This window comes from Pseudomonas sp. B21-032 (genome assembly GCF_024748965.1).
Taxonomy (GTDB): Bacteria; Pseudomonadota; Gammaproteobacteria; order Pseudomonadales; family Pseudomonadaceae; genus Aquipseudomonas.
This window is the reverse complement of the sequence record NZ_CP087180.1, coordinates 5,515,533-5,540,811: the sequence shown is the minus strand read 5'-3', so window position 1 is coordinate 5,540,811 and position 25,279 is coordinate 5,515,533. Positions and strand designations below refer to the sequence as shown.

27 protein-coding genes and 1 tRNA gene are annotated in these 25,279 nt (G+C 62.7%); 10 read left to right on the top strand and 18 right to left on the bottom strand.

The features are described from left to right. Positions 1–80: 80 nt before the first annotated feature. Together ppk2 and LOY54_RS25645 are read right to left on the bottom strand one after the other, a co-directional pair. The gene (gene ppk2, locus LOY54_RS25650; protein WP_258608435.1) at positions 81–1,124 is read right to left on the bottom strand and encodes a polyphosphate kinase 2; all 1,044 of its coding nucleotides are present in this window, start codon (positions 1,122–1,124) and stop codon (positions 81–83) included. Between the two features lie 98 nt (positions 1,125–1,222). After that, entirely contained in the window at positions 1,223–1,711 is a 489-nt protein-coding gene (locus LOY54_RS25645) for an HPP family protein (protein ID WP_093378607.1), read from the bottom strand. A 108-nt stretch (positions 1,712–1,819) separates the two neighbouring features. Between LOY54_RS25645 and LOY54_RS25640 the strand changes: the two genes are divergently transcribed. Further along, on the top strand, positions 1,820–2,353 hold the full coding sequence (locus LOY54_RS25640) for a TetR/AcrR family transcriptional regulator (protein ID WP_258608432.1): 534 nt from the start codon (positions 1,820–1,822) through the stop codon (positions 2,351–2,353). Here LOY54_RS25640 and LOY54_RS25635 read toward each other — a convergent pair. From LOY54_RS25635 to LOY54_RS25615, 5 genes are all read right to left on the bottom strand, one after another. Further along, positions 2,350–2,754, bottom strand: a complete 405-nt coding sequence (locus tag LOY54_RS25635; RefSeq protein WP_045202348.1) for a hypothetical protein — start codon at positions 2,752–2,754, stop codon at positions 2,350–2,352. The genes LOY54_RS25640 and LOY54_RS25635 overlap by 4 nt on opposite strands. 118 nt (positions 2,755–2,872) lie before the next feature. Further along, positions 2,873–2,948, bottom strand: a tRNA-Phe gene (locus tag LOY54_RS25630). 91 nt (positions 2,949–3,039) lie between these two features. Beyond that, a complete protein-coding gene (locus tag LOY54_RS25625) occupies positions 3,040–3,312 on the bottom strand; it encodes an oxidative damage protection protein (RefSeq protein WP_045202346.1) in 273 nt (90 codons plus the stop codon). Continuing rightward, positions 3,309–4,376 carry an A/G-specific adenine glycosylase gene (mutY, locus tag LOY54_RS25620; protein WP_258608424.1) on the bottom strand — a complete coding sequence of 356 codons (1,068 nt, stop codon included), beginning with the start codon at positions 4,374–4,376 and terminating at the stop codon, positions 3,309–3,311. Before mutY ends, LOY54_RS25625 begins: the two co-directional genes overlap by 4 nt. Beyond that, the gene (locus LOY54_RS25615) at positions 4,373–6,613 is read right to left on the bottom strand and encodes an AsmA family protein (protein WP_258608422.1); all 2,241 of its coding nucleotides are present in this window, start codon (positions 6,611–6,613) and stop codon (positions 4,373–4,375) included. Before LOY54_RS25615 ends, mutY begins: the two co-directional genes overlap by 4 nt. Positions 6,614–6,952: 339 nt before the next feature. Between LOY54_RS25615 and LOY54_RS25610 the strand changes: the two genes are divergently transcribed. From LOY54_RS25610 to hisF, 6 genes are all read left to right on the top strand, one after another. Further along, complete coding sequence (locus LOY54_RS25610; protein WP_195885213.1) at positions 6,953–8,614, top strand: OFA family MFS transporter; 1,662 nt, start codon at positions 6,953–6,955, stop codon at positions 8,612–8,614. A 195-nt stretch (positions 8,615–8,809) separates the two neighbouring features. Continuing rightward, complete coding sequence (gene hisB, locus LOY54_RS25605) at positions 8,810–9,403, top strand: imidazoleglycerol-phosphate dehydratase HisB (protein ID WP_028942262.1); 594 nt, start codon at positions 8,810–8,812, stop codon at positions 9,401–9,403. Then, the gene (gene hisH, locus LOY54_RS25600) at positions 9,403–10,041 is read left to right on the top strand and encodes an imidazole glycerol phosphate synthase subunit HisH (RefSeq protein WP_045202336.1); all 639 of its coding nucleotides are present in this window, start codon (positions 9,403–9,405) and stop codon (positions 10,039–10,041) included. The genes hisB and hisH overlap by 1 nt, the downstream gene beginning before the upstream one ends. After that, positions 10,041–10,304, top strand: a complete 264-nt coding sequence (locus LOY54_RS25595) for a DUF2164 domain-containing protein (protein ID WP_036995008.1) — start codon at positions 10,041–10,043, stop codon at positions 10,302–10,304. The genes hisH and LOY54_RS25595 overlap by 1 nt, the downstream gene beginning before the upstream one ends. Before the next feature lie 85 nt (positions 10,305–10,389). After that, positions 10,390–11,139 carry a 1-(5-phosphoribosyl)-5-[(5-phosphoribosylamino)methylideneamino]imidazole-4-carboxamide isomerase gene (hisA, locus tag LOY54_RS25590; RefSeq protein WP_093378627.1) on the top strand — a complete coding sequence of 250 codons (750 nt, stop codon included), beginning with the start codon at positions 10,390–10,392 and terminating at the stop codon, positions 11,137–11,139. An 83-nt stretch (positions 11,140–11,222) separates the two neighbouring features. Next, complete coding sequence (gene hisF, locus LOY54_RS25585) at positions 11,223–11,993, top strand: imidazole glycerol phosphate synthase subunit HisF (RefSeq protein WP_010221324.1); 771 nt, start codon at positions 11,223–11,225, stop codon at positions 11,991–11,993. Positions 11,994–12,058: 65 nt separating this feature from the next. Here hisF and choV read toward each other — a convergent pair whose 3' ends face one another. The 3 genes from choV to LOY54_RS25570 form a co-directional block, all read right to left on the bottom strand. Then, entirely contained in the window at positions 12,059–13,237 is a 1,179-nt protein-coding gene (gene choV / locus LOY54_RS25580) for a choline ABC transporter ATP-binding protein (RefSeq protein WP_093378632.1), read from the bottom strand. After that, on the bottom strand, positions 13,234–14,082 hold the full coding sequence (gene choW, locus LOY54_RS25575) for a choline ABC transporter permease subunit (protein ID WP_176794313.1): 849 nt from the start codon (positions 14,080–14,082) through the stop codon (positions 13,234–13,236). The genes choV and choW overlap by 4 nt, the downstream gene beginning before the upstream one ends. 66 nt (positions 14,083–14,148) lie before the next feature. After that, a complete protein-coding gene (locus LOY54_RS25570) occupies positions 14,149–15,096 on the bottom strand; it encodes a choline ABC transporter substrate-binding protein (protein ID WP_093378641.1) in 948 nt (315 codons plus the stop codon). A gap of 462 nt (positions 15,097–15,558) precedes the next feature. Between LOY54_RS25570 and LOY54_RS25565 the strand changes: the two genes are divergently transcribed. Further along, positions 15,559–16,935: an L-serine ammonia-lyase gene (locus LOY54_RS25565; RefSeq protein WP_093378645.1), complete on the top strand. Its 1,377-nt coding sequence runs from the start codon at positions 15,559–15,561 to the stop codon at positions 16,933–16,935. 408 nt (positions 16,936–17,343) lie between these two features. After that, positions 17,344–18,447 (top strand): GlxA family transcriptional regulator, encoded by a 1,104-nt coding sequence (locus LOY54_RS25560; RefSeq protein WP_093378649.1) that lies wholly within the window; start codon positions 17,344–17,346, stop codon positions 18,445–18,447. Between the two features lie 85 nt (positions 18,448–18,532). Here LOY54_RS25560 and LOY54_RS25555 read toward each other — a convergent pair whose 3' ends face one another. The 5 genes from LOY54_RS25555 to LOY54_RS25535 all read right to left on the bottom strand — a co-directional run bounded on the left by LOY54_RS25555 (position 18,533) and on the right by LOY54_RS25535 (position 22,375). Beyond that, a complete protein-coding gene (locus LOY54_RS25555; RefSeq protein WP_093378659.1) occupies positions 18,533–18,787 on the bottom strand; it encodes a hypothetical protein in 255 nt (84 codons plus the stop codon). Positions 18,788–19,013: 226 nt separating this feature from the next. Then, a complete protein-coding gene (locus LOY54_RS25550; protein WP_258608418.1) occupies positions 19,014–19,490 on the bottom strand; it encodes a thioesterase family protein in 477 nt (158 codons plus the stop codon). A 13-nt stretch (positions 19,491–19,503) separates the two neighbouring features. Beyond that, the gene (locus LOY54_RS25545) at positions 19,504–20,469 is read right to left on the bottom strand and encodes an L-carnitine dehydrogenase (protein ID WP_093378669.1); all 966 of its coding nucleotides are present in this window, start codon (positions 20,467–20,469) and stop codon (positions 19,504–19,506) included. Between the two features lie 15 nt (positions 20,470–20,484). Next, positions 20,485–21,369, bottom strand: a complete 885-nt coding sequence (locus LOY54_RS25540; RefSeq protein ID WP_258608414.1) for a 3-keto-5-aminohexanoate cleavage protein — start codon at positions 21,367–21,369, stop codon at positions 20,485–20,487. 61 nt (positions 21,370–21,430) lie between these two features. Beyond that, on the bottom strand, positions 21,431–22,375 hold the full coding sequence (locus LOY54_RS25535; protein WP_258608411.1) for a choline ABC transporter substrate-binding protein: 945 nt from the start codon (positions 22,373–22,375) through the stop codon (positions 21,431–21,433). A gap of 169 nt (positions 22,376–22,544) precedes the next feature. Between LOY54_RS25535 and LOY54_RS25530 the strand changes: the two genes are divergently transcribed. Beyond that, positions 22,545–23,504, top strand: a complete 960-nt coding sequence (locus LOY54_RS25530) for a GlxA family transcriptional regulator (RefSeq protein ID WP_258608408.1) — start codon at positions 22,545–22,547, stop codon at positions 23,502–23,504. Here the strand turns inward: LOY54_RS25530 and LOY54_RS25525 are convergent. From LOY54_RS25525 to LOY54_RS25515, 3 genes are all read right to left on the bottom strand, one after another. Beyond that, the gene (locus LOY54_RS25525; protein WP_258608406.1) at positions 23,491–23,910 is read right to left on the bottom strand and encodes a DUF3010 family protein; all 420 of its coding nucleotides are present in this window, start codon (positions 23,908–23,910) and stop codon (positions 23,491–23,493) included. The genes LOY54_RS25530 and LOY54_RS25525 overlap by 14 nt on opposite strands. A 7-nt stretch (positions 23,911–23,917) precedes the next feature. After that, positions 23,918–24,325 carry a lysozyme inhibitor LprI family protein gene (locus LOY54_RS25520; RefSeq protein WP_258608404.1) on the bottom strand — a complete coding sequence of 136 codons (408 nt, stop codon included), beginning with the start codon at positions 24,323–24,325 and terminating at the stop codon, positions 23,918–23,920. A 154-nt stretch (positions 24,326–24,479) separates the two neighbouring features. Then, complete coding sequence (locus LOY54_RS25515) at positions 24,480–25,217, bottom strand: hypothetical protein (RefSeq protein ID WP_258608403.1); 738 nt, start codon at positions 25,215–25,217, stop codon at positions 24,480–24,482. Positions 25,218–25,279 lie beyond the last annotated feature (62 nt).

The following is a 25,279-nucleotide window of genomic DNA, read 5'->3' as shown; positions in this document are numbered from 1 at the left end:
TGTGCTGAGCCGGATAAATTCTGCGTATTGAATCGCAGTTGGCCGGGAAACCCAAGTGCCGCCGACGGCCTGGAGCAAGCTCAGGCTGGTTGCGCCAGCTCGCCGCGGTCTTCCTCTTCGAGCACGCGCGCGGCGCGGTCCACCAGCAGCGGGTCAGGCTGGTGGGCGACACTCAAATCCTTGCCGGGGTAGTCCAGCGAGTGCAGGAAGTGGCGGATGCAGTTGATCCGCGCGCGTTTTTTGTCGTCGGATTTGATTACCGTCCACGGTGCATCGGCGGTGTCGGTGTGGAAGAACATTGCCTCCTTGGCAGCGGTGTATTCGTCCCACTTGTCCAGCGACTTGATGTCGATCGGCGACAGCTTCCAGTGCTTGAGCGGGTCGTCACGGCGGGAGATGAAGCGGCGCAGCTGCTCTTCGCGGTTCACCGAGAACCAGTACTTGAACAGCAGGATGCCGCTGTTGCACAGCATGCGTTCGAGCTCCGGCGCCTGGCGCATGAACTCCAGGTATTGCAGCGGCGAGCAAAAATCCATGACCCGCTCGACCCCGGCGCGGTTGTACCAGGAGCGGTCGAAGAAGACCATTTCACCGGCCGTGGGCAGGTGCTGGACGTAGCGCTGGAAGTACCACTGGCCCTTCTCCTGCTCGGAAGGCTTCTCCAGGGCGACAATCCGCGCACCACGCGGGTTGAGGTGCTCCATGAAGCGCTTGATGGTGCCACCCTTGCCGGCGGCGTCGCGGCCTTCGAACAGCACGACGATGCGCTGACCGGTTTCCTTGACCCAGCTTTGCACCTTGAGCAGTTCGATCTGCAGTTCGTGCTTGGCCTTTTCGTACTCGGCGCGGCGCATGCGGTTGCTGTACGGGTAGCTGGCCGGCAGCTTGGCCGAGGCGCTGTCCTCGTTGGAGCCGCGCGGCGCCGAGGCGACTTTCAGGGCTGCCGGTTGCTGGCTGATGGCGCTGATTTCGCTTTCGGCAGCGGCGCTGACAGCAGGCTTGCGCGGGGTACGTGGACGCCGTGGACGGGGGGTGGCAGCTTTGCGTGCCGGGCTTGGGCTGGGGCTCGCAGGTGTTTCAGCGGCAGGCGAGGGCAGGGGCAGGGCAGTGGATTCTTCGCTCATGGGGAGGCCTGTTGGTTCCTTCTAATATCCTCAGAGCATTTTATCGGTGCGGGCCGAGGGCATATTGACGGTGGTCAACAGCCCTCGGCATAGCGCCATCAGTACCAGTATTTCGGGTAGCTGTTGGCCTGGCGCGCATTGTTCAGGCACCAGGCCACGGCGACGATCACCAGCGAGCCGGCCAGCACCGGGGTAATCACGAAGCTCAGCGGTGCGTGGCTGGCGATCACCACCAGCGGGTTGGCCCCGGCTGGTGCGTGCAGGGTGCGGGTCTGCTGCATGGCAGCCAGGGCCAGGCCGACGGCCAGGGCTGCGCTCCACCAACTGTCGCCGAGGGTATGCAGCACTGCCAGACCCACCAGGGTGGCAATCACGTGGCCGCCGATGATGTTGCGCGGCTGCGCCAGCGGCGAGTCGGGCATGCCGAAGGCCAGCACGCAGCTGGCGCCAAACGGGGCCATCAGCCACAGCGCGCCGGACACCTGGCTGAGCCAGCCGGTGGCGCCGATCGCCAGGGCCGCGCCGATCAGTGACAGCAGGCTGAAATGCAGGGAAGGGGCGGCGGGCGCCTTGGATTTGAATGGCATGGGTGCAGTCTCTGGCTGGGCAATGTGCGCCGAGGATACCGATCGGTTTACCTGCAAGTCAACCGATCGGTATACACTGCTGGTAACTGTCCTGATCGAAGGTGTGGCATGAGTACGTCCGAGAAAATCGCCGAGTCGGCGCTGCAGCTGTTCTACCGCCAGGGTTACCACGGCACCGGGGTCGAGCAGTTGAGCCAGGAGGCCGGGGTGACCAAGAAAACCCTGTACCGGCATTTCCCCAGCAAGGAGCTGTTGATCGAGGCGGCGCTGGAACGTCGCGATCACGATTTCATGGCGCGCCTGCAAAGCGCTCTGGCGGCCGTTGAGGCAAAAGCGCGGCCGCTGGCCTATATCGACTTCATCGAGGCCTGGGCGCGCTCTGAAGGCTTCTACGGCTGCGCCTTCATCAACGCTTCGGCCGAGTATGCCGGGCCGGCCGAGCCACCCCATGTGCTGGCCAGGTTGCACAAGGACAAGGTCATGGCCGCACTTGAGCAGGCCTGCCAGCAGGCGGGGTGCAAGCAGGGCGCTGCGCAGCAGCTGTTTTTGCTGGGCGAGGGGTTGATTGTTGCGTCGCAGGTCGGCGGGGTGCAGGTGCCGCTGTTCGAGGCGGCGCGGTTGATAGTGGCTGCGCTGGCCTAGCGCAGCATCCCGCAGATCTGATTGCCTTCGTAACCATGGATGATCGGCGCCAGGATCATCATCGGGCCACAGGCGTACATGGGCGAGCTGATGGTCTGCCTGGCGTTGAACAGCACGACCTGGTCGCCATCGATGTCCGGGCCATAGGCCACTTCGCTGTAGGTCCTGCACACCGGCAGTAGCAAAGGCACCGGCACGACCACAGCCCAGAGGGTGACGCCGCACCATTCGCGGGTGACGTCGGATTTCTCCGATTTGCTGACCTTGGGGGTGATGTTCTTCAGGCGCAGGATGCGATGGGCCGCGGTGGGGTAGGTGTCTTTATGCGGCAGCACCACGGTGGCGCCGACACAGCCGGTCAGGCTCAGCAGCATGGCGACGGCGACGGCAATCGATTTCATCCCTGGCTCCGACAAGCTCGCGGCATTTCCGTGCGCGAGAAGGCCTGCGTTCGCTGATAAATCGCAGGCATGAAAAAAGCCCCAAGGAATCACTTCGCTTGGGGCTTTTCGGTATTAGTGGTGCCCAGAGACGGAATCGAACCGCCGACACGGGGATTTTCAATCCCCTGCTCTACCGACTGAGCTATCTGGGCAACGGGGCGCATTAAAAGGGTTTTTCGGATTTACGTCAACGACTTTTTGAAAATTTTTTAAATTAATTCCGTCGCTTACGATTTTCCGGGGTTATTCGCTAGGTGGAACGTAGCCTTCGGCCTTCTCGTAATCCTGGCCGGAGAAGAACTTGTCCATCTCGCCCTGGAGGAATTTGCGGTCCTCGGCGTTCATCATGTTCAGGCGCTTCTCGTTGATCAGCATGGTCTGCTCTTTCTGCCAGTCGGCCCAGGCTTGCTGCGAGATGTTCTCGAAGATGTCCTGGCCCTTGGCGCCCGGGTAGGGTGGACGCTCGAGGCCTGGCAATTGTTCTTTGTACTTGCGGCACATTACGGTGCGGGTCATCGCGACTCTCCTGTAAGCAATACGTCGGCCGCGCGTTTAAGCAGTTTTTTCACCGGGGCGGCAAGGCCCAGGCGCGGCGGGGTGGCGAGGTTATACCAGAGCCAGTCGGCCTCGGCCACGTGGTCGCTGGTGGCATTGACGCGCACCAGCCAGGGCTCGATGGCCAGCTGGAAGTGGCTGAAGGTGTGGGTCAGGCCGTCCAGCGCCTGGCTGCCGGCCAGGCTCAGGCCGTGCTGGTCGGCCAGCTCGTCGATCTGCGCGAGATTGTCCAGTTCCGGCAGGCTCCACAACCCGCCCCACAGGCCCGTGGAAGGCCGCCGGTAAAGCAGGATGGCGCCTTGGTGGTTGGCCAGCAGTGGCATCAGCGTGCGCTTTTGTGGCAGCTCCTTGCGCGGCTTGGGCACTGGGTAGCGGATTTCCTGGCCGAGCATGTGCGCCTCGCAACCGACCTTGAGCGGGCACAGCAGGCAACTGGGCTTGCTGCGGGTACACAAGGTCGCGCCCAGGTCCATCATCGCCTGGGTGTAGTGGTTCACCCGGCTGTGCGGGGTATAGCGCTCGGCATTGGCCCACAGCGCCTTGGCCACTTTCGGCTCGCCGGGGTAGCCCTCTTGCGCGGTGTAGCGGGCCAGCACGCGCTTGACGTTGCCGTCGAGGATCGGCGCACGCAGGCCCATGCTGATGCTGGCAATAGCGCCGGCAGTGGACAGGCCAATGCCGGGCAGGTCGGTGAGTTTCTCGACATCGCGGGGGAATTCGCCGCCATAGTGCTCGACAACGATCTTCGCGGTCTTTTGCAGGTTGCGCGCCCGGGTGTAGTAACCCAGGCCCGTCCACAGGTGCAGCACCTCGTCCTCGGGTGCTTCGGCCAGGGCCTGGACCGTCGGCAGCGCCTGCATGAAGCGGTCGAAGTAGTTGAGCACGGTGCTCACCTGGGTCTGCTGCAACATGATCTCCGAGACCCACACCCGGTACGGGGTGATGCCCTGTTGCCAGGGCAGGTCGTGGCGGCCGTTACGGTCGTACCAATCCAGCACGGCGCTGGAAAACTGCTCGGGGCTCATCGCTTGAACAACCCCTTGAGCGCGTCCTTGAGTTCCGGGCTGACCTTGTCGCCGAGCTTCTCGTCGATCTTCTCGCTGAGTTTTTCGCTGACCTTGTCGCCAGCCAGCTTGGCCGCGACCTTGCCCAGACCGTCTTTATCCAGGCGGCAAGCCTTGGCGCCCAGCTCCAGCGGGCCACGGCAGCGCAGCGGCAGTTCGAGGCCGACATAGCGCTCGCCGACCTGGCAGGCCGGGTCGGGCATGTCGCGCTTGTCGCCCTCGACGATCACGCCAATGCGGTAGTCCATGCCCAGCACGCGCAGGTCGAGGTCGCCATGGCCGTTGACGGTCAGGCCGGGAATGCGTGCCTTGAGGTCAGGGTTGCTGGCCACGCCGTTACGCATTACCAGGCTGCCCTTGAGCTCCTGGAACGGCGTGTCCTTGCCGCGTGGCTCGCCACTCAGGGCCTTGCGGTTGAGGGTGGCGATGGCCTGGCACAGTTGCTGTTCGAGGTTGGCGTTGACCAGGATACCGTCGTTGATGACGAAGCTGGCGTTGCCGTTGAGGGTGTCGACCAGGGCTTTCTGGCTGTTGCCGGTGGCGGTCAGGTCGCTGTTGAGGGTCAAAAGGCCCTTGACCGGTGGCGTGCCGGTTTCGCTCTTGATGAAGTGCTCGACCGGCACCCGGTTGATGCGGGTGTTAAGACCAATCTGCGGCACGGCTGGGCGTACATCGAGGGTGCCCTTGCTTTCGAAGTCGCCGTTGTACAGGCCGCCGCGCAGGGTTTCCAGGGTGATCAGGCCGCCTTGGCCCTGGGCCTTGAGGTGGGCGTTTTCGATCGGCAGCTTGTCCAGAGTCAGCTGGCCAAATGTCAGGTCGGCCTGCAGGTCGACCTTGCGCAGGCGGTCAACCGGCAGCAGCTTGTCGTTGCTCCAGGCCACCTGGGTCGGCGCGTCGGGCAGCGGTGTGGTACCGGCACCGGCGAGGGCACCGGCCTCTTTGCTCTGCACTTCGGCCTGGCGTGCGGCCTTGGCGCCCTGGGCTGCCTCGCTCTTGGCCAGTAGGTAGCGGTCGGCGTCGAACTTGTCGGCCTTGAGCTGCACGCGCAGGGCTTGCTTGGCGAAGTCTTCAATGGCCAGGCGGCCGCTGAAGGTGCTGTCGTCGAGCTTGATCGCCAGGTCTTCCAGGGCCAGGCTGTTCGGCGTGCCTTGCAGGCGGGTGACCAGCTCGACCTTGCCCAGGGTGCTGTTATCGGCCGAGGCCGGCAGCGGGTGGCCGATGCTGTCGAGGAAGTTGCGCAGGTCGAATTGGGCAATCGACAGGCCGCCGCTCAGTTGCGGGGTTTTGTCGAGGTCGCGCAGGTTCAGCTCGCCGAGGGCGCGCAGCTGGTTGGCCGAGAGCTTGAGGCCGTTCCATTCGGCGACGTTGGCCGCCAGATCGACCAGCAACTGGCCCTGGGCGGCGAAGGTCATGGTCTTGCCTTGCAGCGGCTCGCCCGAGGCTTCGCCGCTGAGTTTCATGTCTTCGAACTGGTAGCGCTTGAGCCGGCGATCGAAGCGCAGCTCGCCGTTAAGCTCGGTGCGCGCTTTGACCACTGGCTGGCCGGAACTGAGGAAGGCGGTCATCTTCAGCGGGATGTTCACCCCTTCATGCACCGCGCCGGTGCTCAGCTGGATGCTTTCGGCGCCGAAGCTCTGGCCGCTGCGGGCATCGTTGTACTGCACGCGGGCGTTGTTGACGGTCAGGCTGTCGATATCGAGCTTGACCGGGCGCTCGCTGGCGCTGTCGCTGCTAGCCTGGGCCGGGGCAGTGCCGGCGCTTTCGGCCGGGGCCGGGGCCGGGGTGGCAGCGGGCAGCGGCTTGCCGATGTCTTCCCAGTTGCCATGGCCGTTTTCGTCACGGCTCAGGGTCAGGTTCAGGCCCTCGACGCGCACATCGCTCATCTGCACTTCACGGCGCAGCAACGGCAGCACGCGTACCGACAGGCCAAGCATCTGCAGGTCGGCAAACGGCACTTTCGGGTTGTTCAGGGTGGCGATGCTGGCTTCATGCAGCTCAAGGCCCAGCCACGGGAACAGGCTCCAGCCAATGTCGCCATTGAGCGTCAGCTCGACGTGGGCCTTGTCGCGTGCCAGCTGGCGAATCTCGTCTTTGTAGTCGTTGGGATCGAAGAGGTGGGTCAGGGCGAAGCCCAGAGCCACAATGATCAGCAACAACCCGAGAAGCACCAGCCCCAGGATTTTGCCGAACGCTTTCATGGGCGAGTCCTTGTAGTCCGATTTCTAAATTCAGCCGCAGAGTATAGCGCTGCGGTTATCACCGCTGGGTGATATGGGGCGAAGGTTTAGTCCTGCATAAGTGTCGGATTCGACAACACATGGCATGACAGTTCCTTGCCGGGGGGATCAGTTGCAGAACAAACGACGGTATCAGTTAGCGCTAAGTGACCACGGCAAATGCTACTCTCTCGCCGCTCTCAGGCCCTGCTGCGGCCATTTGTCGCGCAAACGGGGCCGTTCGCCAATAACAACGACCAGTTGCCAAAGCGCCAAGGTCGCGGGCGGTGAGCGCTTCATTCCTACGAGGGGAACACAACAATGAGCAGCAGCATCACGGCCGGAACCGTCGCCAGCGCGCCCGGCTTCCTGTCCAAGGAGCGGATCATCGCCCGTCCGGGCTTCAACCGCTGGTTGGTACCGCCAGCGGCCCTGGCCATCCACCTGTGCATCGGCATGGCCTACGGTTTTTCGGTGTTCTGGTTGCCGCTGTCGCAGGCCATCGGCATCAGCGCGCCGGTTGTCTGCTCGGAACAGACCCACTTCCTGATGCGCATGTTCACCACCGAGTGCGACTGGCCGATCTCGATGCTCAGCTGGATCTACACGCTGTTCTTTGTCTTCCTCGGTTGCTCGGCAGCCATCTGGGGCGGCTGGCTGGAGCACGCCGGGCCGCGCAAGGCCGGAGTGGTCTCGACCCTGTGCTGGTGCGGCGGCCTGCTGATTTCTGCCTTTGGCGTCTATACCCACCAACTGTGGCTGATGTGGCTGGGCTCCGGGGTGATCGGCGGTATTGGCCTGGGGCTTGGCTATATTTCCCCGGTCTCGACCCTGATCAAGTGGTTCCCGGACAAACGCGGCATGGCCACCGGCATGGCGATCATGGGCTTTGGCGGCGGCGCCATGGTCGGCGCGCCGCTGGCGGCAGCGCTGATGAACCACTTCGCTACGCCCGGCGACGTTGGGGTCTGGCAGAGCTTCGTGGTCATGGCGGTGATCTACTTCGTGTTCATGCTCGGCGGCGCCCTGGCCTATCGCGTGCCGCCTACCGGCTGGAAGCCTGAAGGCTGGACTGCGCCGCTGAAAAAAGCCGGCAACGCGATGATCACCCATCGCCATGTGCATGTCAGTGTGGCGTGGAAAACCCCGCAGTTTGTGTTGATCTGGCTGGTTTTGTGCCTGAACGTTTCGGCAGGTATCGGCATTCTCGGCATGGCTTCGCCGCTGCTGCAGGAGGTTTTTGCCGGCAAGCTGCTGGGCAATGACCTGAGCTTCAGCCAGCTCAACGCCGCGCAATTGGGCCAGATCGCCGCGATTGCCGCCGGTTTTACCGGTTTGCTCAGCCTGTTCAATATCGGCGGGCGCTTCTTCTGGGCGTCGTTCTCCGACTATATCGGGCGCAAAAACACCTATTTCGCCTTCTTCGCCCTGGGCGTGGCTCTGTATGCGCTGGTGCCGAACATGGGCCACCTGGGCAACATCGCCCTGTTCGTGGCGGCGTTCTGCATCATCCTGTCAATGTACGGCGGCGGTTTTGCCACGGTGCCGGCGTACCTGGCCGACCTGTTCGGCACGCAGATGGTCGGCGCCATTCACGGTCGCCTGCTGACCGCCTGGGCCGCAGCCGGGGTGCTGGGCCCGGTGCTGATCACCTACCTGCGCGAGTATCAGCTGGCGCTGGGCGTGCCACGGGCGGCGGCCTATGACATCACTCTGTACATCCTCGCCGGGCTGCTGGTGCTGGGCTTTGTCTGCAATGCGCTGGTGCGGCCGGTGGCCGACAAGTACTTCATGACCGATGCCGAGCTTGCCGCCGAACGGGCCCTGAGCCACGACCAGGGCAGCGCCAGCGAGCGCGTACTGGAGTGGAAGGCCGACCCGGCCAGCAAGCCTTTGGTGCTGGCGGCCTGGCTGGTGGTCGGGGTGCCGCTGGCCTGGGGGATCTGGGTGACGTTGCAGAAGACTGCGGTGTTGTTCAACTAGGTCTGCCCTGTAGGAGCGGGCTTGCCCCGCGATGAACCCGCATTCGATCGCGGGGCAAGCCCGCTCCTACAGAAGTAGCTGAAAATTGCCGGATCGCAGGTAAATTCCCTGCCACGCGTCATCTGCGTTTCAAGCCGCGTGCTTCTGGGCCTATAATGGTCACCTTTTTCGCCCAATGATTTTGCGGAGCTGGTGATGGTCGAACGTAAGGCTTCCGTCGAGCGCAATACTCTGGAGACCCAGATCAAGGCCTCGATCAACCTGGATGGCAGCGGCAAGGCCCGATTCGATATCGGTGTGCCTTTCCTTGAACATATGCTCGACCAGATCGCCCGACATGGGCTGATCGACCTCGATATCGAATGCAAGGGCGACCTGCATATCGACGATCACCATACTGTCGAAGACGTCGGTATCACCCTCGGCCAGGCCTTCAACCAGGCCATCGGCGACAAAAAGGGCATCCGCCGCTACGGCCATGCCTACGTGCCGCTGGACGAAGCGCTGTCGCGGGTGGTCATTGACTTCTCCGGCCGCCCGGGCCTGCAAATGCATGTGCCATACACCCGCGCTTCGGTGGGCGGCTTCGATGTCGACCTGTTCCAGGAGTTCTTCCAGGGCTTCGTCAACCACGCCAACGTCACCCTGCACATCGACAACCTGCGTGGGCACAACACCCACCACCAGATCGAGACCGTGTTCAAGGCCTTCGGCCGCGCGCTGCGCATGGCCATCGAGCTGGACGAGCGCATGGCCGGGCAGATGCCATCGACCAAGGGTTGCCTGTAATGCAGACGGTTGCCGTTATCGACTATGGCATGGGTAACCTGCACTCGGTGGCCAAGGCCCTCGAGCATGTGGGCGCCGGCAAGGTTCTGATCACCAGCGACGCCGAGGTGATTCGCGAAGCCGACCGCGTGGTGTTCCCCGGTGTTGGCGCGATCCGCGACTGCATGGCCGAAATCCGCCGCCTGGGCTTCGACAGCCTGGTGCGCGAAGTCAGCCAGGACCGGCCGTTCCTCGGCATCTGTGTGGGCATGCAAGCGCTGCTCGATCACAGTGAAGAGAACGACGGCGTCGATTGCATCGGCCTGTTCCCGGGCAATGTGCGCTTCTTCGGCAAAGACCTGCACGAAGACGGCGAGCACCTGAAAGTGCCGCACATGGGCTGGAACGAAGTCGCCCAGAGCATCGATCACCCGCTGTGGCACAACATCCCCGAGCGTGCGCGCTTCTACTTCGTGCACAGCTACTACATCACCGCCGGCAAGCCGGGCCAGGTGGTCGGTAGCGGCCATTACGGTGTCGACTTCGCCGCAGCGCTGGCCGAAGGCTCGCGCTTTGCCGTGCAGTTCCACCCGGAGAAGAGCCATACCCATGGCCTGCAGCTGCTGCAGAACTTCGCCGCCTGGGACGGGCGCTGGTAATGGGCAAGTCCAGGGCCAAGCCGCCGATCCTCACGCTGGCGCCGGAACAGGAGCGTGAAGCGCTCGATACCCTCAAGCGCTTTCTCGAAGACCGTTTCGAGCTGCAGTTGGGGTCGTTCGAGGTGGCCGAGGTCCTGGAGCTGTTCACCAAAGAGATTGCCCCGCACTACTACAACAGGGCGATTTTCGATGTGCAGAACCACCTCAAGGAACGGTTCGAGAGTATCGAGAGCGACCTCTGGTCGCTAGAGAAAGGCAGCTGAAAGCGACAAGCTGCAAGAGAACAGACGCGCATGCTTGCAGCTTGTAGCTAGCAACTTGCAGCTCTTTTTTACGAAGGAAAAAAGCATGCTGATTATCCCCGCTATCGATCTCAAGGACGGTGCTTGCGTACGCCTGCGCCAGGGCCGCATGGAAGACTCCACGGTATTCTCCGACGACCCGGTGAGCATGGCCGCCAAATGGGTTGAAGGGGGCTGCCGCCGCCTGCATCTGGTTGACCTCAATGGCGCCTTCGAAGGCCAGCCGGTCAACGGTGAAGTAGTCACCGCGATTGCCAAGCGCTACCCGAATCTGCCGATCCAGATCGGTGGCGGTATCCGTTCGCTGGAAACCATCGAGCACTACGTCAAGGCCGGCGTCAGCTACGTGATCATCGGCACCAAGGCGGTGAAAGAGCCGGAGTTCGTCGCCGAAGCCTGCCGCGCCTTCCCGGGCAAAGTGATCGTCGGCCTGGATGCCAAGGACGGTTTCGTCGCCACCGACGGCTGGGCAGAAGTCAGCTCGGTGCAGGTCATTGACCTGGCCAAGCGTTTCGAAGCCGACGGCGTCTCGGCCATCGTCTACACCGACATCGCCAAAGACGGCATGATGCAGGGCTGCAACGTGCCCTTCACCGCCGCCCTGGCCGCTGCCACCAAGATCCCGGTGATCGCCTCCGGCGGTATCCACAACCTCGGTGACATCAAGGCCCTGCTCGACGCCAAGGCGCCAGGCATCATCGGTGCGATCACCGGCCGCGCCATCTACGAAGGCACCCTGGATGTCGCCGAGGCGCAAGCCTTCTGTGACGCCTATTCGGCTAGCTCCAAGTCGTAAGCTGCAAGCTGCAAGTCAAAAGCGCGACCGAGTCGCTCTTTCTTGCAGCTTGAAGCTTGAAGCTTGCAACTCGAGGTCTACCTATGGCTTTAGCCAAACGCATAATTCCCTGCCTCGACGTCGACAACGGCCGGGTGGTCAAGGGCGTCAAGTTCGAGAACATCCGCGATGCCGGCGACCCGGTGGAAATCGCCCGGCGCTACGATGAACAGGGCGCTGACGAGATCACCTTCCTCGACATCACCGCCAGCGTCGATGGCCGTGACACCACCCTGCATACCGTCGAGCGTATGGCCAGCCAGGTGTTCATCCCGCTGACCGTGGGCGGCGGCGTGCGCACCGTGCAGGACATCCGCAACCTGCTCAACGCCGGTGCCGACAAGGTGTCGATCAACACCGCCGCGGTGTTCAACCCGGAGTTCGTCGGCGAAGCTGCCGCGCACTTCGGCTCGCAGTGCATTGTGGTGGCCATCGATGCCAAGAAGGTCTCGGGCCCGGGCGAAACCCCGCGCTGGGAGATCTTCACCCACGGTGGGCGCAAGCCGACCGGCCTGGACGCGGTGGAGTGGGCGAAGAAGATGGAAGGCCTGGGGGCCGGCGAGATCCTCCTGACCAGCATGGACCAGGACGGCATGAAGAACGGCTTTGACCTGGGCGTGACCCGCGCCATCAGCGATGCCCTGGGCATTCCGGTGATCGCTTCCGGTGGTGTCGGCAACCTGCAGCACCTGGCCGACGGTATCATCGAAGGTCATGCCAGTGCGGTGCTGGCGGCGAGCATCTTCCACTTCGGTGAGTACACCGTGCCCGAGGCCAAGGCGTTCATGGCCAAGCAGGGTATCGTCGTTCGCTGAACTTGAAAGCTGATCGCGGGGCAAGCCCGCTCCTACCGTAGGAGCGGGCTTGCCCCGCGATGCTTTTACCCCAGGTTCTTGCCCAGCAGCGCGTGGTACAGCTCGCTGTCGCCAAGAATCCCCACCACTTTATTACCTTCCTGAAGCACCAGTTTGTTGCCGGTCTGGTAGCGGATCTGCAGGGCTTCGCGCATGCCGATGTTGGCATTCACCAGGGTCGGTTTGCGCCCCAGGCCTTCCACCGCTTCACCCGGTGCCCAGTTTTGCAGGTCCATGCCGTTGGCGCCCTGGCGCGCACCCTTGATGGTGTTGCCTTCGGCCAGGTCCAGCCAGGAGTCGCCACCCGGGTCGAGGCACACCGAGCCGTTGATGCGTTTGCACTTGTCCAGGGTGCGCATCAGGCTGCGGCCGCACAGCACGTTGAGCGGGTTGGTGTGGGCGACGAAGGTGCGCACGTAGTCGTCGGCGGGGTTGAGGACGATTTCTTCCGGCTTGCTGTACTGGATGATCCGCCCGTCTTTCATGATCGCAATACGGCTGCCCAGCTTCAGGGCTTCGTCCAGGTCGTGGCTGACGAAGACGATGGTCTTGTTCAGCTTGCGTTGCAGCTCCAGCAGCTCGTCCTGCAGGCCCTGGCGGATCAGCGGGTCGAGGGCCGAGAAGGGTTCGTCCATCAGCAGGATGTCGGCGTCCATTGCCAGTGCCCGGGCCAGGCCGACGCGCTGCTGCATGCCGCCCGAGAGTTCATCGGGCTTCTTGTTGCGCCATTGGGTCAGGCCCACCAGTTCGAGTTTTTCATCGACCAGCTTGCGCCGTTCCTTCTCCGGGCGGCCCTGCATTTCCAGGCCGAAGCTGATGTTCTCGCGCACCGTCAGCCAGGGCATCAGGGCGAACTTCTGGAACACCATGGCGATGCGCTTGGTGCGCATCATCTTCAGTTCCGCCGGGGTGCAGTGGGCGATGTCGATATGCGAGCCTTCGTGCTCGACGAACAACTTGCCGCGGCTGACGGTGTTGAGGCCGTTGATACAGCGCAGCAGGCTCGACTTGCCCGAGCCGGACAAGCCCATCAACACGCAGATCTCGCCCTTGTTGATGTCCAGGTTGGCTTTCTCGACACCGACCACCAGGCCGGTCTTCTTCAGGATCTGTTCGCGGGTCATGCCCTGGTCGAGCAGGCTCAGGGCCTCGCGCGGTCGGCTGGAGAAGATAACGTCTACGTCTTCGAAGCGAATAATGCTCATGCTTCACTCCTTACCGGCGCGTCGGGTTGTTTGCAGATACGGTCGAGCATGATCGCCAGCAACACGATCGCCAGGCCCGCTTCAAAACCCAGGGCGATATCGGCGGTGTTCAATGCGTTGACCACAGGTTTGCCCAGGCCGTCGGCACCCACCAGCGCGGCAATTACCACCATCGACAGCGACAGCATGATGCATTGGGTAACGCCGGCGGCGATGCTCGGCATGGCGTGGGGCAGCTCGATGCGCGACAGCAGCTGGCGGCGTGAGCAGCCGAAGGCCTTGCCGGCGTCGAGCAGTTCCTGGGGCACGTCACAGATACCCAGGTAGGTCAGGCGGATCGGTGCGGCGATGGCGAACACCACCGTCGAGATCAATCCGGGGACCACCCCCAGGCCGAACAGGGTCAGGGTCGGGATCAGGTAAACGAAGGTAGGTACCGTCTGCATCAGGTCGAGGACCGGGCGCATGGCGGTGTAGAACATCGGCTTGTGTGCGGCGAGGATGCCCAGCGGCACGCCGATGGCCACGCAGACCAGGGTGGCGAACAGCACCTGGGCCAGGGTCTCCATGGTCTCCTGCCAGTAACCGAGGTTGAGGATCAGCAAAAATGACAGTACGCAGAATGCGGTCAGCGCCCATTTGCGCTGGATCAGGTGCGCGATTACTGCAATCAGGCCGATCAGGACGAAAGGATTGAACCAGGTCAGTGCCCCGGTCACGCCATGAATCATGTATTCCAGTGCAGCCGCGAAGGCATCGAAGTAGTTGGCGCCGTGTTGCGTCAACCATTCAACGAAGCCTGCGATGTACTGGCCCAAAGGGAGTTTTTCATCGATCAGCATGATAGCGAGCGTCCACCTGCAAAAGTTTGAAGACAGCCTGCGGCGGGGCCAGCCCGCCGCAGGCAGTGCTTACTGCGTGAGTTTGGCTTTGGCTGCCTCCAGGCCAGGCTTGCCGTCAACGGTGGTGACCCCGGCCAGCCAGGTGTCGAGCACCTGCGGGTTGTTTTTCAGCCAGGCCTTGGCTGCGGCGTCGGGTTTCATCTTGTCGTCCAGGACGTTGCCCATCAGCTTGCTTTCCATGTCGAGGGTAAAGGACAGGTTCTTCAGCAACTGGCCGACGTTGCTGCATTCCTGTACATAGCCCTTGCGGGTGTTGGTGAGGACGGTGGCCTTGCCGTAGTCGGGGCCGAAGAAGTCATCGCCGCCGTCCAGGTATTTCATCTTGAAGCGGGTGTTCATCGGGTGCGGTTCCCAGCCCAGGAACACCACGGCGGTGTCACGGCGCTGGGCACGTTCGACTTGCGAGAGCATGCCGGCCTCGCTGGACTCGACCACCTTGAAACCGGCGTCCTTGAGGCCGAAGGCGTTCTTGTCGATCATGCTCTGGATGGTGCGGTTGCCGTCGTTGCCCGGCTCGATGCCGTAGATCTTGCCGTCCAGCTCCTTCTTGAACTTGGCAATGTCGGCGAAGTTTTTCAGGCCCTTGTCGTACAGCGCCTGGGGCACCGCCAGGGTGTACTTGGCGTTCTCAAGGTTGGCCCGAACGGTTTCCACGGTGCCGGCATCGCGGTACTGCTTGATGTCGTTTTCCATGGTCGGCATCCAGTTGCCGAGGAACACGTCCATGTTCTTGCCATCGGCCAGCGACTTGTAGGTCACCGGTACCGAAATCATCGTGGTCTTGGTCTTGTAGCCCAGCGACTGGAGCACGACGCTGGTGACCGCGGTGGTCACGGTGATGTCGGTCCAGCCGACATCGGAGAAGTTGACGGTGTGACATTGCTCGGGCTCTGCGGCCTGGGCCAGCACCGGCAGACTCAGCACTGCGGCCAGCAATAGCGAGGGTGAACCTTTCATTCGATGGACTCCTGGGTTTTTTTCTCGGATGTCCCACGGGACCGCCGTGCTTTATGGTTTGCATTCGGTCGGGCCTGACTATCGGGCGATAGCGGGACGGCTGCCGTGCAATCGAGTCGATACCGATCATCTAACAGCGAAAATCAAACGCCTACAGGGTGCGTCGTATCCAGTACAGACAGGGTCGCATCCAGTGTCGATGAGGTCGTTTACAGATTTATCCGGCCCTGTAAACGCAGTTTCGGCACTTGTGCACCGCAAAAAAACGGCGCACAAGCGCGGCTGACAGCTGGCGGCGTTGCTGGGCAAGAACGCGTCGGTTGCAGACGTCAGAGGTCCTGGCAAAAGCCTGATGATGCGCGGAATCGGCGGATTGCCGCCTATTCAGCGTAGCAGTTGCGACGCCCTTGGCTTGGGCTGCGGGGCTGCACATTCAGGCTGTACATTCAGGAGGTAGGTGGCATGGCCATCAGTGTGTTCGACCTGTTCAAGATCGGCGTTGGCCCATCCAGCTCCCATACCGTCGGGCCCATGCGCGCCGCAGCATTGTTCGTCCAGGGCCTGCGCGAGCGCGGCGAGCTTGAACAGGTGCGGCGCGTCGAAGTGCGCCTGTACGGCTCGCTGTCGGCCACCGGTATCGGCCACGGCAGCGACAACGCAGTGATCATGGGCCTGATGGGCGAATGGCCGGACGCCATCGACCCCGCGCAAATCGGTCCGCGCATCGCTGCACTGCGCGAAACAGACACCTTGCTGCTCGATGGCCGGCTGCACGTCGGCTTCGTCTGGGCCCGCGACATGCTGCTGCTCGACGAGAACCTGCCGTACCACCCCAACGCCATGACCCTCATCGCTGAAGGCGCCGCAGGCGAGCTGCACCGCGACACCTATTACTCGGTGGGCGGCGGCTTTGTCGTTGATGCGGCACAGGCTGCCAGCGGCGTGCTGGACGCCGACAACACGGTGCTGCCCTACGATTTCGACAGTGCCGTGGAGTTGCTCGAACTGTGCAAGCAAAACGACCTGCGCGTGTCGCAATTGATGATGGAAAACGAAAAGGTCTGGCGCAGTGAAGCAGAAATTCGCGCCGGGCTGCTGAAGTTGTGGCACGCCATGCAGGCCTGTGTCGAAAACGGCCTCAAATACGAAGGCATCCTGCCTGGCGGGCTCAATGTCAAACGTCGCGCAGCCAAGCTGCACCGCAGCCTGCAGGAACTGAACAAGCCCAATGTCATCGGCTCGACCCTGAGCGCCATGGAATGGGTCAACCTTTATGCCCTGGCGGTCAACGAAGAGAATGCCGCCGGCGGGCGCATGGTCACCGCACCGACCAATGGCGCGGCGGGGATCATCCCTGCGGTGCTGCACTACTACATGCGCTTTAGCGACGAAGTCAGCGAAGCCAACGTCGTCGACTTCTTCCTCGGCGCCGCCGCAGTGGGCATTTTGTGTAAGAAGAATGCTTCGATCTCCGGTGCCGAAGTCGGTTGCCAGGGTGAAGTCGGTTCGGCCTGCGCCATGGCCGCCGCCGGCCTTGCCGAGGTGCTCGGGGCTACCCCGGGGCAACTGGAAAACGCCGCCGAGATCGGTCTTGAGCACAACCTGGGGCTGACCTGCGACCCGGTTGGCGGGTTGGTCCAGGTGCCGTGTATCGAGCGCAACGCGATTGCCGCGGTCAAGGCCATCAATGCCGCGCAGATGGCCCTGCGCGGCGACGGCGAGCACTTCATCTCCCTCGACCGGGTGATCCGCACCATGCGTGACACCGGCGCCGACATGCACGACAAGTACAAGGAAACCTCGCGCGGTGGCCTGGCGGTCAGCGCCATCGAATGTTGAAACGCTGACGCGCCCTGCGCCGTTTTCGCCCACCTTCGGGCTGCGCGCCGCCTTTTGGCGCGCAGGCCTTTCCCGCCTCGAACAATCCGCTGTTACCCCCGTGCCTGGCGCCTTGGGTGACAGTTGCCGATGTCGTTTCTGGGCATCCTTCACACAAGTGCTACCGAATTGCTCACGCGTCCTACAGACCGGCGCTAGGCCGCTGGTTTGCGTTTATAACCGCGCCCGGCAACAAGGGCCATATAGACGCTGCGCGACGTCGTTTTTGGGTTTTGTTGAATGGCCATTCAATTTCAGGCATGGCATTTGCGTTGTGATTGGCAAAGCCCCTGCATCCGAATCGGGGCCGTGACAAAAAAGCCCGTGCCTGCCTGAGGCACAACCTGCATTGTGTGAGGAGATACCGCGATGACGTCGTACAACTCCGGGACCCCAACCCAGAACCGCACGCCCCAATCCATCGGCTTCCTGCTGCTGGACAATTTCACGCTGATTTCCCTGGCTTCCGCTGTTGAGCCGCTGCGCATGGCCAACCAGCTGTCCGGTCGCGAGCTGTATCGCTGGAGCACCCTGAGCGTGGATGGCGGCCAGGTGTGGGCCAGCGACGGCTTGCAGATCACTCCCGATGCGGCAATGCACAAGGCACCGGCCATGGACACCGTGATTGTCTGTGGCGGTATTGGTATCCAGCGCACCGTTACCCGCGAGCACGTCACCTGGCTGCAGAGCCAGGCGCGCCAGTCGCGACGCCTGGGGGCGGTGTGCACCGGCAGCTGGGCCCTGGCCTGTGCCGGCCTGCTCGATGGTTTTGACTGCAGCGTGCACTGGGAATGCCTGGCGGCGATGCAGGAAGCCTTCCCGCGGGTGAGCATGAGCACCCGTTTATTCACCCTCGACCGCAACCGCTTCACCAGCTCCGGCGGCACGGCGCCGCTGGACATGATGCTGCACCTGATCAGCCGTGATCATGGTCGCGAGCTGTCGGCGGCGATCTCGGAGATGTTTGTCTACGAGCGCATCCGCAACGAACAGGACCACCAGCGCGTGCCGCTCAAGCACATGCTCGGCACCAACCAGCCGAAACTGCAGGAAATCGTCGCGTTGATGGAAGCCAACCTCGAAGAGCCGATCGACCTGGATGAACTGGCCGTTTATGTGTCGGTGTCGCGGCGCCAGCTTGAGCGCCTGTTCCAGAAGTACCTGCACTGCTCGCCGTCACGCTACTACCTGAAGCTGCGCCTGATCCGCGCCCGGCAACTGCTCAAGCAGACGCCGATGTCGATCATCGAAGTGGCTTCGGTGTGCGGCTTTGTCTCGACCCCGCATTTCTCCAAGTGCTATCGCGAGTACTTTGGCATTCCGCCGCGTGACGAGCGCGTGGGCTCTAATACTGCCCAGCAGGTGGCGATGATGCCGATCCCGCAGGCGCTGGTGCTGTCGCCGCTGGCCGGGCCGATGTCGGCGTTGAGCCAGGCGCGCAATGAGTCGACTTTTGCCAGTGTGAGGCTCTGATTCCGAGCTGAATTCATCGCGGGTCAAGCCCGCTCCCACAGGAGTTAGGTGATCTCTGTGGGAGCGGGCTTGACCCGCGATGCTTTTAGCGATTCTGGAATTGTGCCAATGCCGGCAACAGCTGTTTGTCGATGGCTTTACGAACGTCCGGCAGAATAGTCGCACTACTGGTGTACATCTGCTCGACCATGACCTTCAAGGCTTTGGCCCGCGGCTCACTCAAACCGCGTACCGCACACTCGCAGGCCTGTTCGGCACTGGCCCCGGCCGGCGTCTCGAAACCCAACGCGCGCAGCTGGCCCAGCAGGTCGTCCTGATCAATCAAATCCGCATGCATCATGGTTGTTGTCCTTGTTTGCAGGTGTGATCGTCAGTCGATTCTGTGGGCCCGGGCGCACTGCGGCAAGGGCAGATTGTCGCAATGGCCGCTTTAGCTAAGCACAGGTCGTTTTCGGGTAAATCGGCGGGGGAGAGAGGCTGCACACTGGGGCCATGCACAGCAACGGAAGGTTTGGTCACCGTCCGCTTCAGCCCCGTTTGCGTCACCGCTGCGGGGCTGTTTTTTGTCACTGCGCGCGGGGCAACCCGATCACCCGGCCAACAAACTCGGCCGCCGGCAGATCAACCTGCTCATTCACGACCCCCTGCAAGCGCTCAAGCACCGTTGGTGCAAACGGCGCTGACCTCGGCCCGGCCAGATCCACATGCAACAGCATCTGTTCACTGGCCGCCAGCGCTTCATCAAACCCCTCGCGATGCAGGCTGTGGTACAGGTGCAGGCGCTTGCGGTCAAAACCGATGACCTGGCTCTGCACCCACACCTGGGTGCCGAGCTTTACCTCATGCAGGTAGTTCAGGTGGCACTCCAGGGTGAACAGCGAGTGGCCGCTGGCGCTGCGGTTGTCGCTGTCCAGGCCGATGCGGTCCATAAAGGCATCGGTGGCATAGCTGAAGATCAGCAGGTAGAAGGCATCGCGCAGATGCCCGTTGTAGTCGACCCAGTCCGCCGGAACCTGGGTCTGGTAGGTGATCAAGGCGGGCATCGCTGCACTCCGGTCAGTCGCTGAAGGCCATGCCGTGCTTGGCCTTGGTGGTTTTTACCGCAGCCAGCACGGCCAGCAGGCAATCATCACGATAGCGCTCCAGCGCGCTGATGCTGCGCTCGCCCAGTTGTTCGCCGGTGCCTTCGACCACGGCGTCGATCAGGCCGTCGGTCAGCTCGGGCGCGGGCAGGTAGGTCCAGGGCAGTTGCAACGCCGGGCCGAACTGGGCCATGAAGTGGCGCATGCCGGCGTCGCCTCCGGCCAGGGTATAGGTGAGGAAGGTGCCCATGAACGACCAGCGCAAACCGGCGCCGAAGCGGATTGCGTCGTCGATCTCACCGGTGGTCGCCACGCCATCGTTGACCAGGTGCAGAGCCTCGCGCCACAGCGCTTCGAGCAGGCGGTCGGCGATAAAACCGGGCACTTCCTTGCGCACATGCAGCGGGCGCATGCCGAGGTTGGTGTAGACGGTTTTTGCCGCTTCGATGGCCTCGGGCGCGGTTTTGTTGCTGCCGACGATTTCTACCAGCGGCAGCAGGTACACCGGGTTGAACGGATGGCCGACCACGCAGCGCTCGGGGTGGGTCGAAGACTCGTAGAACTCGCTGGGCAATAGCCCTGAAGTACTGGAGCCGATCAGCGCATTGGGCTTGGCTGCGGCGCTGATCTTGCTGTGCAGGTCGAGCTTGAGGTCGAGGCGCTCGGGGGCGCTTTCCTGGATGAAATCGGCATCGCGCACGCATTCCTCGATAGTCGCCACAAAGCGCAGGCGCTGCTGCGAAGCGCCGGGCGTCAGGCCTTGTTGCTCCAGGGCCGGCCAGGCATTGGCGATACGCTTGCGCAAGGCCGCCTCGGCTCCCGGCGCCGGGTCCCAGGCGACTACATCCAGGCCGTGGGCCAGGGCGCGGGCCACCCAGCCGCTGCCGATTACGCCGCTGCCCAGGGCTGCAAAAGTCTTGATCTCGGTGATAAAGCTCATCGGTTTCTCCAGCAGTCAGCGACGGGTCAGGTTCATTTTGGCGCGGCCTTCGGCAGGGCTCAGTACCCGCGCGCCAAGGCGGCTGAGAATCTCGCTGGCGCGTTCCACCAATTGGCCGTTGCTGGCCAGCATGCCCTTGTCCAGGTACAGGTTGTCTTCCAGGCCGACCCGCACGTTGCCGCCCAGCAGCACTGCTTGTGCGGCCATCGGCATCTGCATGCGGCCAATGCCGAAGCCGGCCCAGGTCACGCCTGGCGGCAGGTTGTCGACCATGGCTTTCATGGTGGCGGTGTCGGCCGGCGCGCCCCAGGGGATGCCCAGGCACAGCTGGAACAGCGGGTCGTCGAGCAGGCCTTCCTTGATCATCTGCTTGGCGAACCACAGGTGGCCGGTGTCGAAAATCTCCAGCTCTGCTTTGACGCCCAGTTCAGTGATGCGCCTGGCCCCAGCGCGCAGCTGCGCCGGGGTCGAGACGTAGATGCTGTTGCCGTCGCCAAAGTTGAGGGTGCCGCAGTCCAGGGTGCAGATTTCCGGCAGCAGCGCTTCGACGTGGGCCAGGCGCTCCAGCGGGCCGATCAGATCGGTGCCGGCGCCGAACTCCAGCGGAGTTTCGCCCGGGCCGATCTCCAGGTCGCCACCCATGCCGGCGGTGAGGTTGACGATGATGTCGACGTCGGATTCGCGGATGCGCTCCATCACCTCGCGGTACAAGTTGACGTCGCGGCTGAAGCGGCCGGTTTGCGGGTCGCGAACGTGGCAGTGGACCACCGTGGCACCGGCTTTGGCGGCTTCTACCGCGGCTGCGGCGATCTGTTTCGGGGTGACCGGGACCAGGTGGCTTTTGCTGGCGGTGTCGCCGGCGCCGGTCAGGGCGCAGGTGATGATGACGTCGTGGTTCATGTGCGGTTTCCTTCGGGCGAGTTGGGGCCATCGCGGGTCAAGCCCGCTCCCACAGGGTCTGTCAGTTAGCGGTCAGTTGCAGGTTTTCGGCGGCCGGTTTGCCGTCAAACGTGGTCACCCCTTCAAGCCAGCGCTTCTGGTCTTGCGGGTGATCCTTGAGCCACTGGCGGGCGGACTCCAGCGCATCCTTGTGCTCGAGCAGCGGCTGCATCATGCGGCTCTCGTCTTCGGCGGTGAATTTCAGGTTGCTCAGCAGGCGATGGGCATTCGGGCAACGCTGGGCGTAGTCGGGGGCGGTAACGGTCCACACCGTGGCGCGGCCTTCGTCCGGGCCGAGGGCGTCTTCGCTGCCGCTGAGGTAGGCCATGTCGATGTTGACGTTCATCGGGTGCGGTGCCCAGCCGAAGAACACCACCGCCTCCTTGCGCCGTACCGCGCGGTCGACGGCGGCGAGCATGCCGGCCTCGCTGGACTCTACCAGCTGGAATTTGCCGAGGCCGAACTGGTTCTTGCTGATCATCGCCTTGATCTGGGTGTTGGCCCCGGAGCCCGGCTCGATGCCGTAGATCTTGCCGCCCAGCTCCTTCTCGAATTTGGCGATGTCGGCGAAGGTTTTCAGGCCCTTGTCGGCCAGGTAGCTGGGCACCGCGAGGGTGGCGCGGGCGTCGTCGAGGCTCGGCTGGTCGAGGACCTTGACCTGCTTGGCGTCGATGAACGGGGTGATGGTCTGGGTCATGATCGGGTTCCAGTAGCCGAGGAACATGTCCAGGCGCTGGTCGCGAATGCCGGCGAAAATGATCTGTTGCGAGGCGCTGGTCTGCTTGGTCTTGTAGCCCAGGCCATCGAGCAGCACCTGGGTCATGGCGCTGGTGGCCATCACGTCGGTCCAGTTCACCACGCCGAGGCGCACGTTCTTGCAGGCGGCCGGTTCTGCGGCCATCACGTTGGTGCTGAGGATTGCGGTACCGACGAGCATCAGCAGGCTACGGCTGATCATTCTGTTCATGGTGGCTCCTCCAACGGCAGTTCTAATTGTTATAGGGGGCGGCCTCTGCGTGCCGTGTGATCAAACTACGCGGCTGCCGTGGGTAAAAATCGCACTGTGGCGACCGGCACTTGCACAGTGGCGACCAGCGCGCTATTAACCCTGGATCCGTGGCCGTCGAGTCGTCGCTATGCCCCAGGATTTCCATTTCTTGCTGTTGCCGGGTTTCTCCGCGATCGGTTTTATATCTGCGGTAGAGCCGCTGCGGGTGGCCAACCGCTTTCGCGGCGAGCTGTACCGCTGGCAGGTGCTGAGCATAGATGGCGGCGCGGTGCAGGCCAGCAACGGCATGTCGGTGAATGCCGACGCCGCGCTGCAGCCGTTGGGCAAGGGCGCTACCCTGCTGGTGGTGGCCGGTTTCGAGCCGCTGCGCAGCTTCGGCCCGGCCCTGCAGCACTGGTTGCGCAAGCTTGATCACGAAGGCGTGGTATTGGGCGGCATCGATACCGGCAGCGTGGTGCTGGCCGAGGCCGGTTTGCTTGAGGGTTACCGGGTGACCCTGCACTGGGAAGCGCTGGAGGCCTTCAAGGAAAGTTACCCGCAGTTGCAGGCGACCCAAGAGCTGTTCGAAGTCGATCGCCGGCGCATTACCTCAGCGGGAGGCACTGCCTCGATCGACCTGATGCTCGACCTGATCGCCCAGGCTCATAGCCCGGAGCTGGCGATCCAGGTGTCGGAGCAGTTCGTGCTCGGCCGGATTCGCCCGCGCCAGGATCACCAGCGCATGCAGATCGCCTCACGCTACGGCATCAGCAACAAGAAGCTGGTGCAGGTGATCGGTGAGATGGAGCGCAACACCGAGCAACCGCTCAACACCTTGGTGCTCGCCGAGTCGGTGCAGGTCACCCGGCGCCAGCTGGAGCGCCTGTTCAAGCTTTACCTGCACGACACCCCCAGCGGCTTCTACCTGCGCCTGCGCCTGGACAAGGCCCGGCAGTTGCTGCGCCAGACCGACCTCAGCGTGCTGGAGGTGGGCATCGCTTGCGGGTTCGAGTCGGCGTCGTATTTCACCCGTTGTTACCGCGGGCGCTTCCAGCGTTGCCCGCGCGAAGACCGCAAGGCCGCGGCGGTCCGCCTCAGCGGCGCTTGAGCAACAGCGCGCAGGCGCTCTTGTAGGCTTCGTGCTGGTACTTGTTCAGCGACGCCGGCAGTTCAAGGTCGTGTTTCTTCGCTTGGGCGCTGACGGTCTGCGGTGACACCAGCTCCACCTCGCAGTTGTCCAGCAACTGCAGCACGCCCTCGATCTTGAAGGTGGTCGGGCCGCCGGCGAAATCGCCTTTCTTGCTGCGCTTTTTGATCGCCAGGTGGCTGATGCCCTGCTCGGCGATAAAGGCCCGGGCCTGGCGGGCAAAGGCTTTGACGCTATCTGCCAGTTCGTCGTCTTCCAGGGCGATTTTTTTCGTCGCCACGGCAAGGTGCACAGGGCTGGCGCCGTCCAGGGTGACAACGGCAAGCAGCGCTTCGCTGCCTTTGATTTCAATTCCGCAGATTTTCATGCTGGTCTCAATCGGAGTTTGGCAGACCCAGGGACTGCAGGTATTCAGAGCGATCGTCGCTACGTTGGGCAATGCAGGTGTTCAAGGCCGCGTCGAAGGCCTTGCCGGGTTGCTGGTCATAGGTCTCGACCTTGCAATCGGCGTCGCGCAGTTGCTTCCAGATAGTTTGGGCGTCACCCAGGCGCTTGCTCAGCTCGTCGACCTTGGCTTGCTGGTCGCCGTACTGCTCGTCAATGCGCTGTAGCAGGTCGTCGAAAGCGGCATTGAGTTCGCGTTCGGCGGTGGTGCGGCTGTATTGGGCGCACGCATAGCTTTGCTGGTCGGTGTCGACGTTGTCGCACGGGGTGCTTTCGTCGTCCTCGGCATGGGCGCCGAATGCCAGCAATACCAGGGCCAGGCCTACCATCGTTCTCATCTGCGACATCCTCCGAAAGCTTGCGCGAACATGGGCGCCGATTCTCGCTCAGCGCCGCAGCAAAGAACAGGGTAGCCGTTGCGCCTGTCCACTCACCTGGCCCAGGCCAAAACCGCCTGAGGCGCGAAGTGTCGAGTCCTCTACCCAGGGCAGTTCAGATCATCAGGCCGACGATGAATGTTTCGGCCATCTGGCCAAGACGCTCCTGGATCATTTGCTGTATGGCGTAATTTCCCGGGGGATGAAACTGCACCTGGTGAATTTCCAGTTTTACCATGGCTCTGGATTCAAGCCGCTGACGGTCAAGGAGGCTTGTCACTGGCACAGCAGAAGAAAGCTCCAGCCTGTGCAACTGGACATCCAATAGACCGTTGGCCCGCTCGTTGACAGGGATGAACTGAAAGCTGTTGAACGCATGGTGGTCATTGCCGATTCTGAACACTTCCCGGGCAGCTGTGGATTGCAGGAGCGCCCTGAACGTTCTGTCGACCTGTTGAACTTGCGTGAGGTCCAGTACGGGCGAGTTCTCTGCAACGATAGAGAACGCCAGTTCGAGCAATGTCCAATACAGGTGATGCAGCTCGACCTGTTTTTTCCAGACGCCGGTGAAGCGCCAGCCCAGGGTTGCCAGGATCGTACAGTAGCTGGCAAACCAGTCCTGACCCGGGGGCGTTTGTTGTTGAGCCAACAGTTGCGCAAAAAGTGTGCTGTTCAACACGCTCTTGCGCTGCGTATCTGTCAGTCGGTCACTGAAACTGAGGACACTATCCGCTGCCACCGCAGCATTCACTGCACCCGGTAGAGTGTTATTGTGGTAGTTGACCAGGTTGCGAGTTGCCGGCGTTAGTGCCGGTGGAATAACTATCGGGGTTGAATCCATAGAGGTGTTCATGGCGAGGGGCTCGGATACTGCCGCATTGCCAGAATTGACCAGTGCGACAGTATCAGTGGAAT

What these genes read in the sequence shown, in the direction of transcription:
- hisF (WP_010221324.1), top strand. Translation starts at nt 11,223, where the DNA reads ATGGCTTTAGCCAAACGCATAATTCCCTGCCTCGACGTCGACAACGGC.
- LOY54_RS25515 (WP_258608403.1), bottom strand. Translation starts at nt 25,217, where the DNA reads ATGAACACCTCTATGGATTCAACCCCGATAGTTATTCCACCGGCACTA.
- LOY54_RS25560 (WP_093378649.1), top strand. Translation starts at nt 17,344, where the DNA reads ATGACGTCGTACAACTCCGGGACCCCAACCCAGAACCGCACGCCCCAA.
- LOY54_RS25640 (WP_258608432.1), top strand. Translation starts at nt 1,820, where the DNA reads ATGAGTACGTCCGAGAAAATCGCCGAGTCGGCGCTGCAGCTGTTCTAC.
- LOY54_RS25635 (WP_045202348.1), bottom strand. Translation starts at nt 2,754, where the DNA reads ATGAAATCGATTGCCGTCGCCGTCGCCATGCTGCTGAGCCTGACCGGC.
- LOY54_RS25570 (WP_093378641.1), bottom strand. Translation starts at nt 15,096, where the DNA reads ATGAAAGGTTCACCCTCGCTATTGCTGGCCGCAGTGCTGAGTCTGCCG.
- LOY54_RS25610 (WP_195885213.1), top strand. Translation starts at nt 6,953, where the DNA reads ATGAGCAGCAGCATCACGGCCGGAACCGTCGCCAGCGCGCCCGGCTTC.
- hisA (WP_093378627.1), top strand. Translation starts at nt 10,390, where the DNA reads ATGCTGATTATCCCCGCTATCGATCTCAAGGACGGTGCTTGCGTACGC.
- LOY54_RS25595 (WP_036995008.1), top strand. Translation starts at nt 10,041, where the DNA reads ATGGGCAAGTCCAGGGCCAAGCCGCCGATCCTCACGCTGGCGCCGGAA.
- LOY54_RS25645 (WP_093378607.1), bottom strand. Translation starts at nt 1,711, where the DNA reads ATGCCATTCAAATCCAAGGCGCCCGCCGCCCCTTCCCTGCATTTCAGC.
- LOY54_RS25550 (WP_258608418.1), bottom strand. Translation starts at nt 19,490, where the DNA reads ATGCCCGCCTTGATCACCTACCAGACCCAGGTTCCGGCGGACTGGGTC.
- LOY54_RS25625 (WP_045202346.1), bottom strand. Translation starts at nt 3,312, where the DNA reads ATGACCCGCACCGTAATGTGCCGCAAGTACAAAGAACAATTGCCAGGC.
- LOY54_RS25565 (WP_093378645.1), top strand. Translation starts at nt 15,559, where the DNA reads ATGGCCATCAGTGTGTTCGACCTGTTCAAGATCGGCGTTGGCCCATCC.
- choV (WP_093378632.1), bottom strand. Translation starts at nt 13,237, where the DNA reads ATGAGCATTATTCGCTTCGAAGACGTAGACGTTATCTTCTCCAGCCGA.
- hisH (WP_045202336.1), top strand. Translation starts at nt 9,403, where the DNA reads ATGCAGACGGTTGCCGTTATCGACTATGGCATGGGTAACCTGCACTCG.
- ppk2 (WP_258608435.1), bottom strand. Translation starts at nt 1,124, where the DNA reads ATGAGCGAAGAATCCACTGCCCTGCCCCTGCCCTCGCCTGCCGCTGAA.
- LOY54_RS25535 (WP_258608411.1), bottom strand. Translation starts at nt 22,375, where the DNA reads ATGAACAGAATGATCAGCCGTAGCCTGCTGATGCTCGTCGGTACCGCA.
- LOY54_RS25540 (WP_258608414.1), bottom strand. Translation starts at nt 21,369, where the DNA reads ATGAACCACGACGTCATCATCACCTGCGCCCTGACCGGCGCCGGCGAC.
- LOY54_RS25555 (WP_093378659.1), bottom strand. Translation starts at nt 18,787, where the DNA reads ATGATGCATGCGGATTTGATTGATCAGGACGACCTGCTGGGCCAGCTG.
- LOY54_RS25520 (WP_258608404.1), bottom strand. Translation starts at nt 24,325, where the DNA reads ATGAGAACGATGGTAGGCCTGGCCCTGGTATTGCTGGCATTCGGCGCC.
- LOY54_RS25530 (WP_258608408.1), top strand. Translation starts at nt 22,545, where the DNA reads ATGCCCCAGGATTTCCATTTCTTGCTGTTGCCGGGTTTCTCCGCGATC.
- LOY54_RS25545 (WP_093378669.1), bottom strand. Translation starts at nt 20,469, where the DNA reads ATGAGCTTTATCACCGAGATCAAGACTTTTGCAGCCCTGGGCAGCGGC.
- LOY54_RS25525 (WP_258608406.1), bottom strand. Translation starts at nt 23,910, where the DNA reads ATGAAAATCTGCGGAATTGAAATCAAAGGCAGCGAAGCGCTGCTTGCC.
- hisB (WP_028942262.1), top strand. Translation starts at nt 8,810, where the DNA reads ATGGTCGAACGTAAGGCTTCCGTCGAGCGCAATACTCTGGAGACCCAG.
- LOY54_RS25615 (WP_258608422.1), bottom strand. Translation starts at nt 6,613, where the DNA reads ATGAAAGCGTTCGGCAAAATCCTGGGGCTGGTGCTTCTCGGGTTGTTG.
- mutY (WP_258608424.1), bottom strand. Translation starts at nt 4,376, where the DNA reads ATGAGCCCCGAGCAGTTTTCCAGCGCCGTGCTGGATTGGTACGACCGT.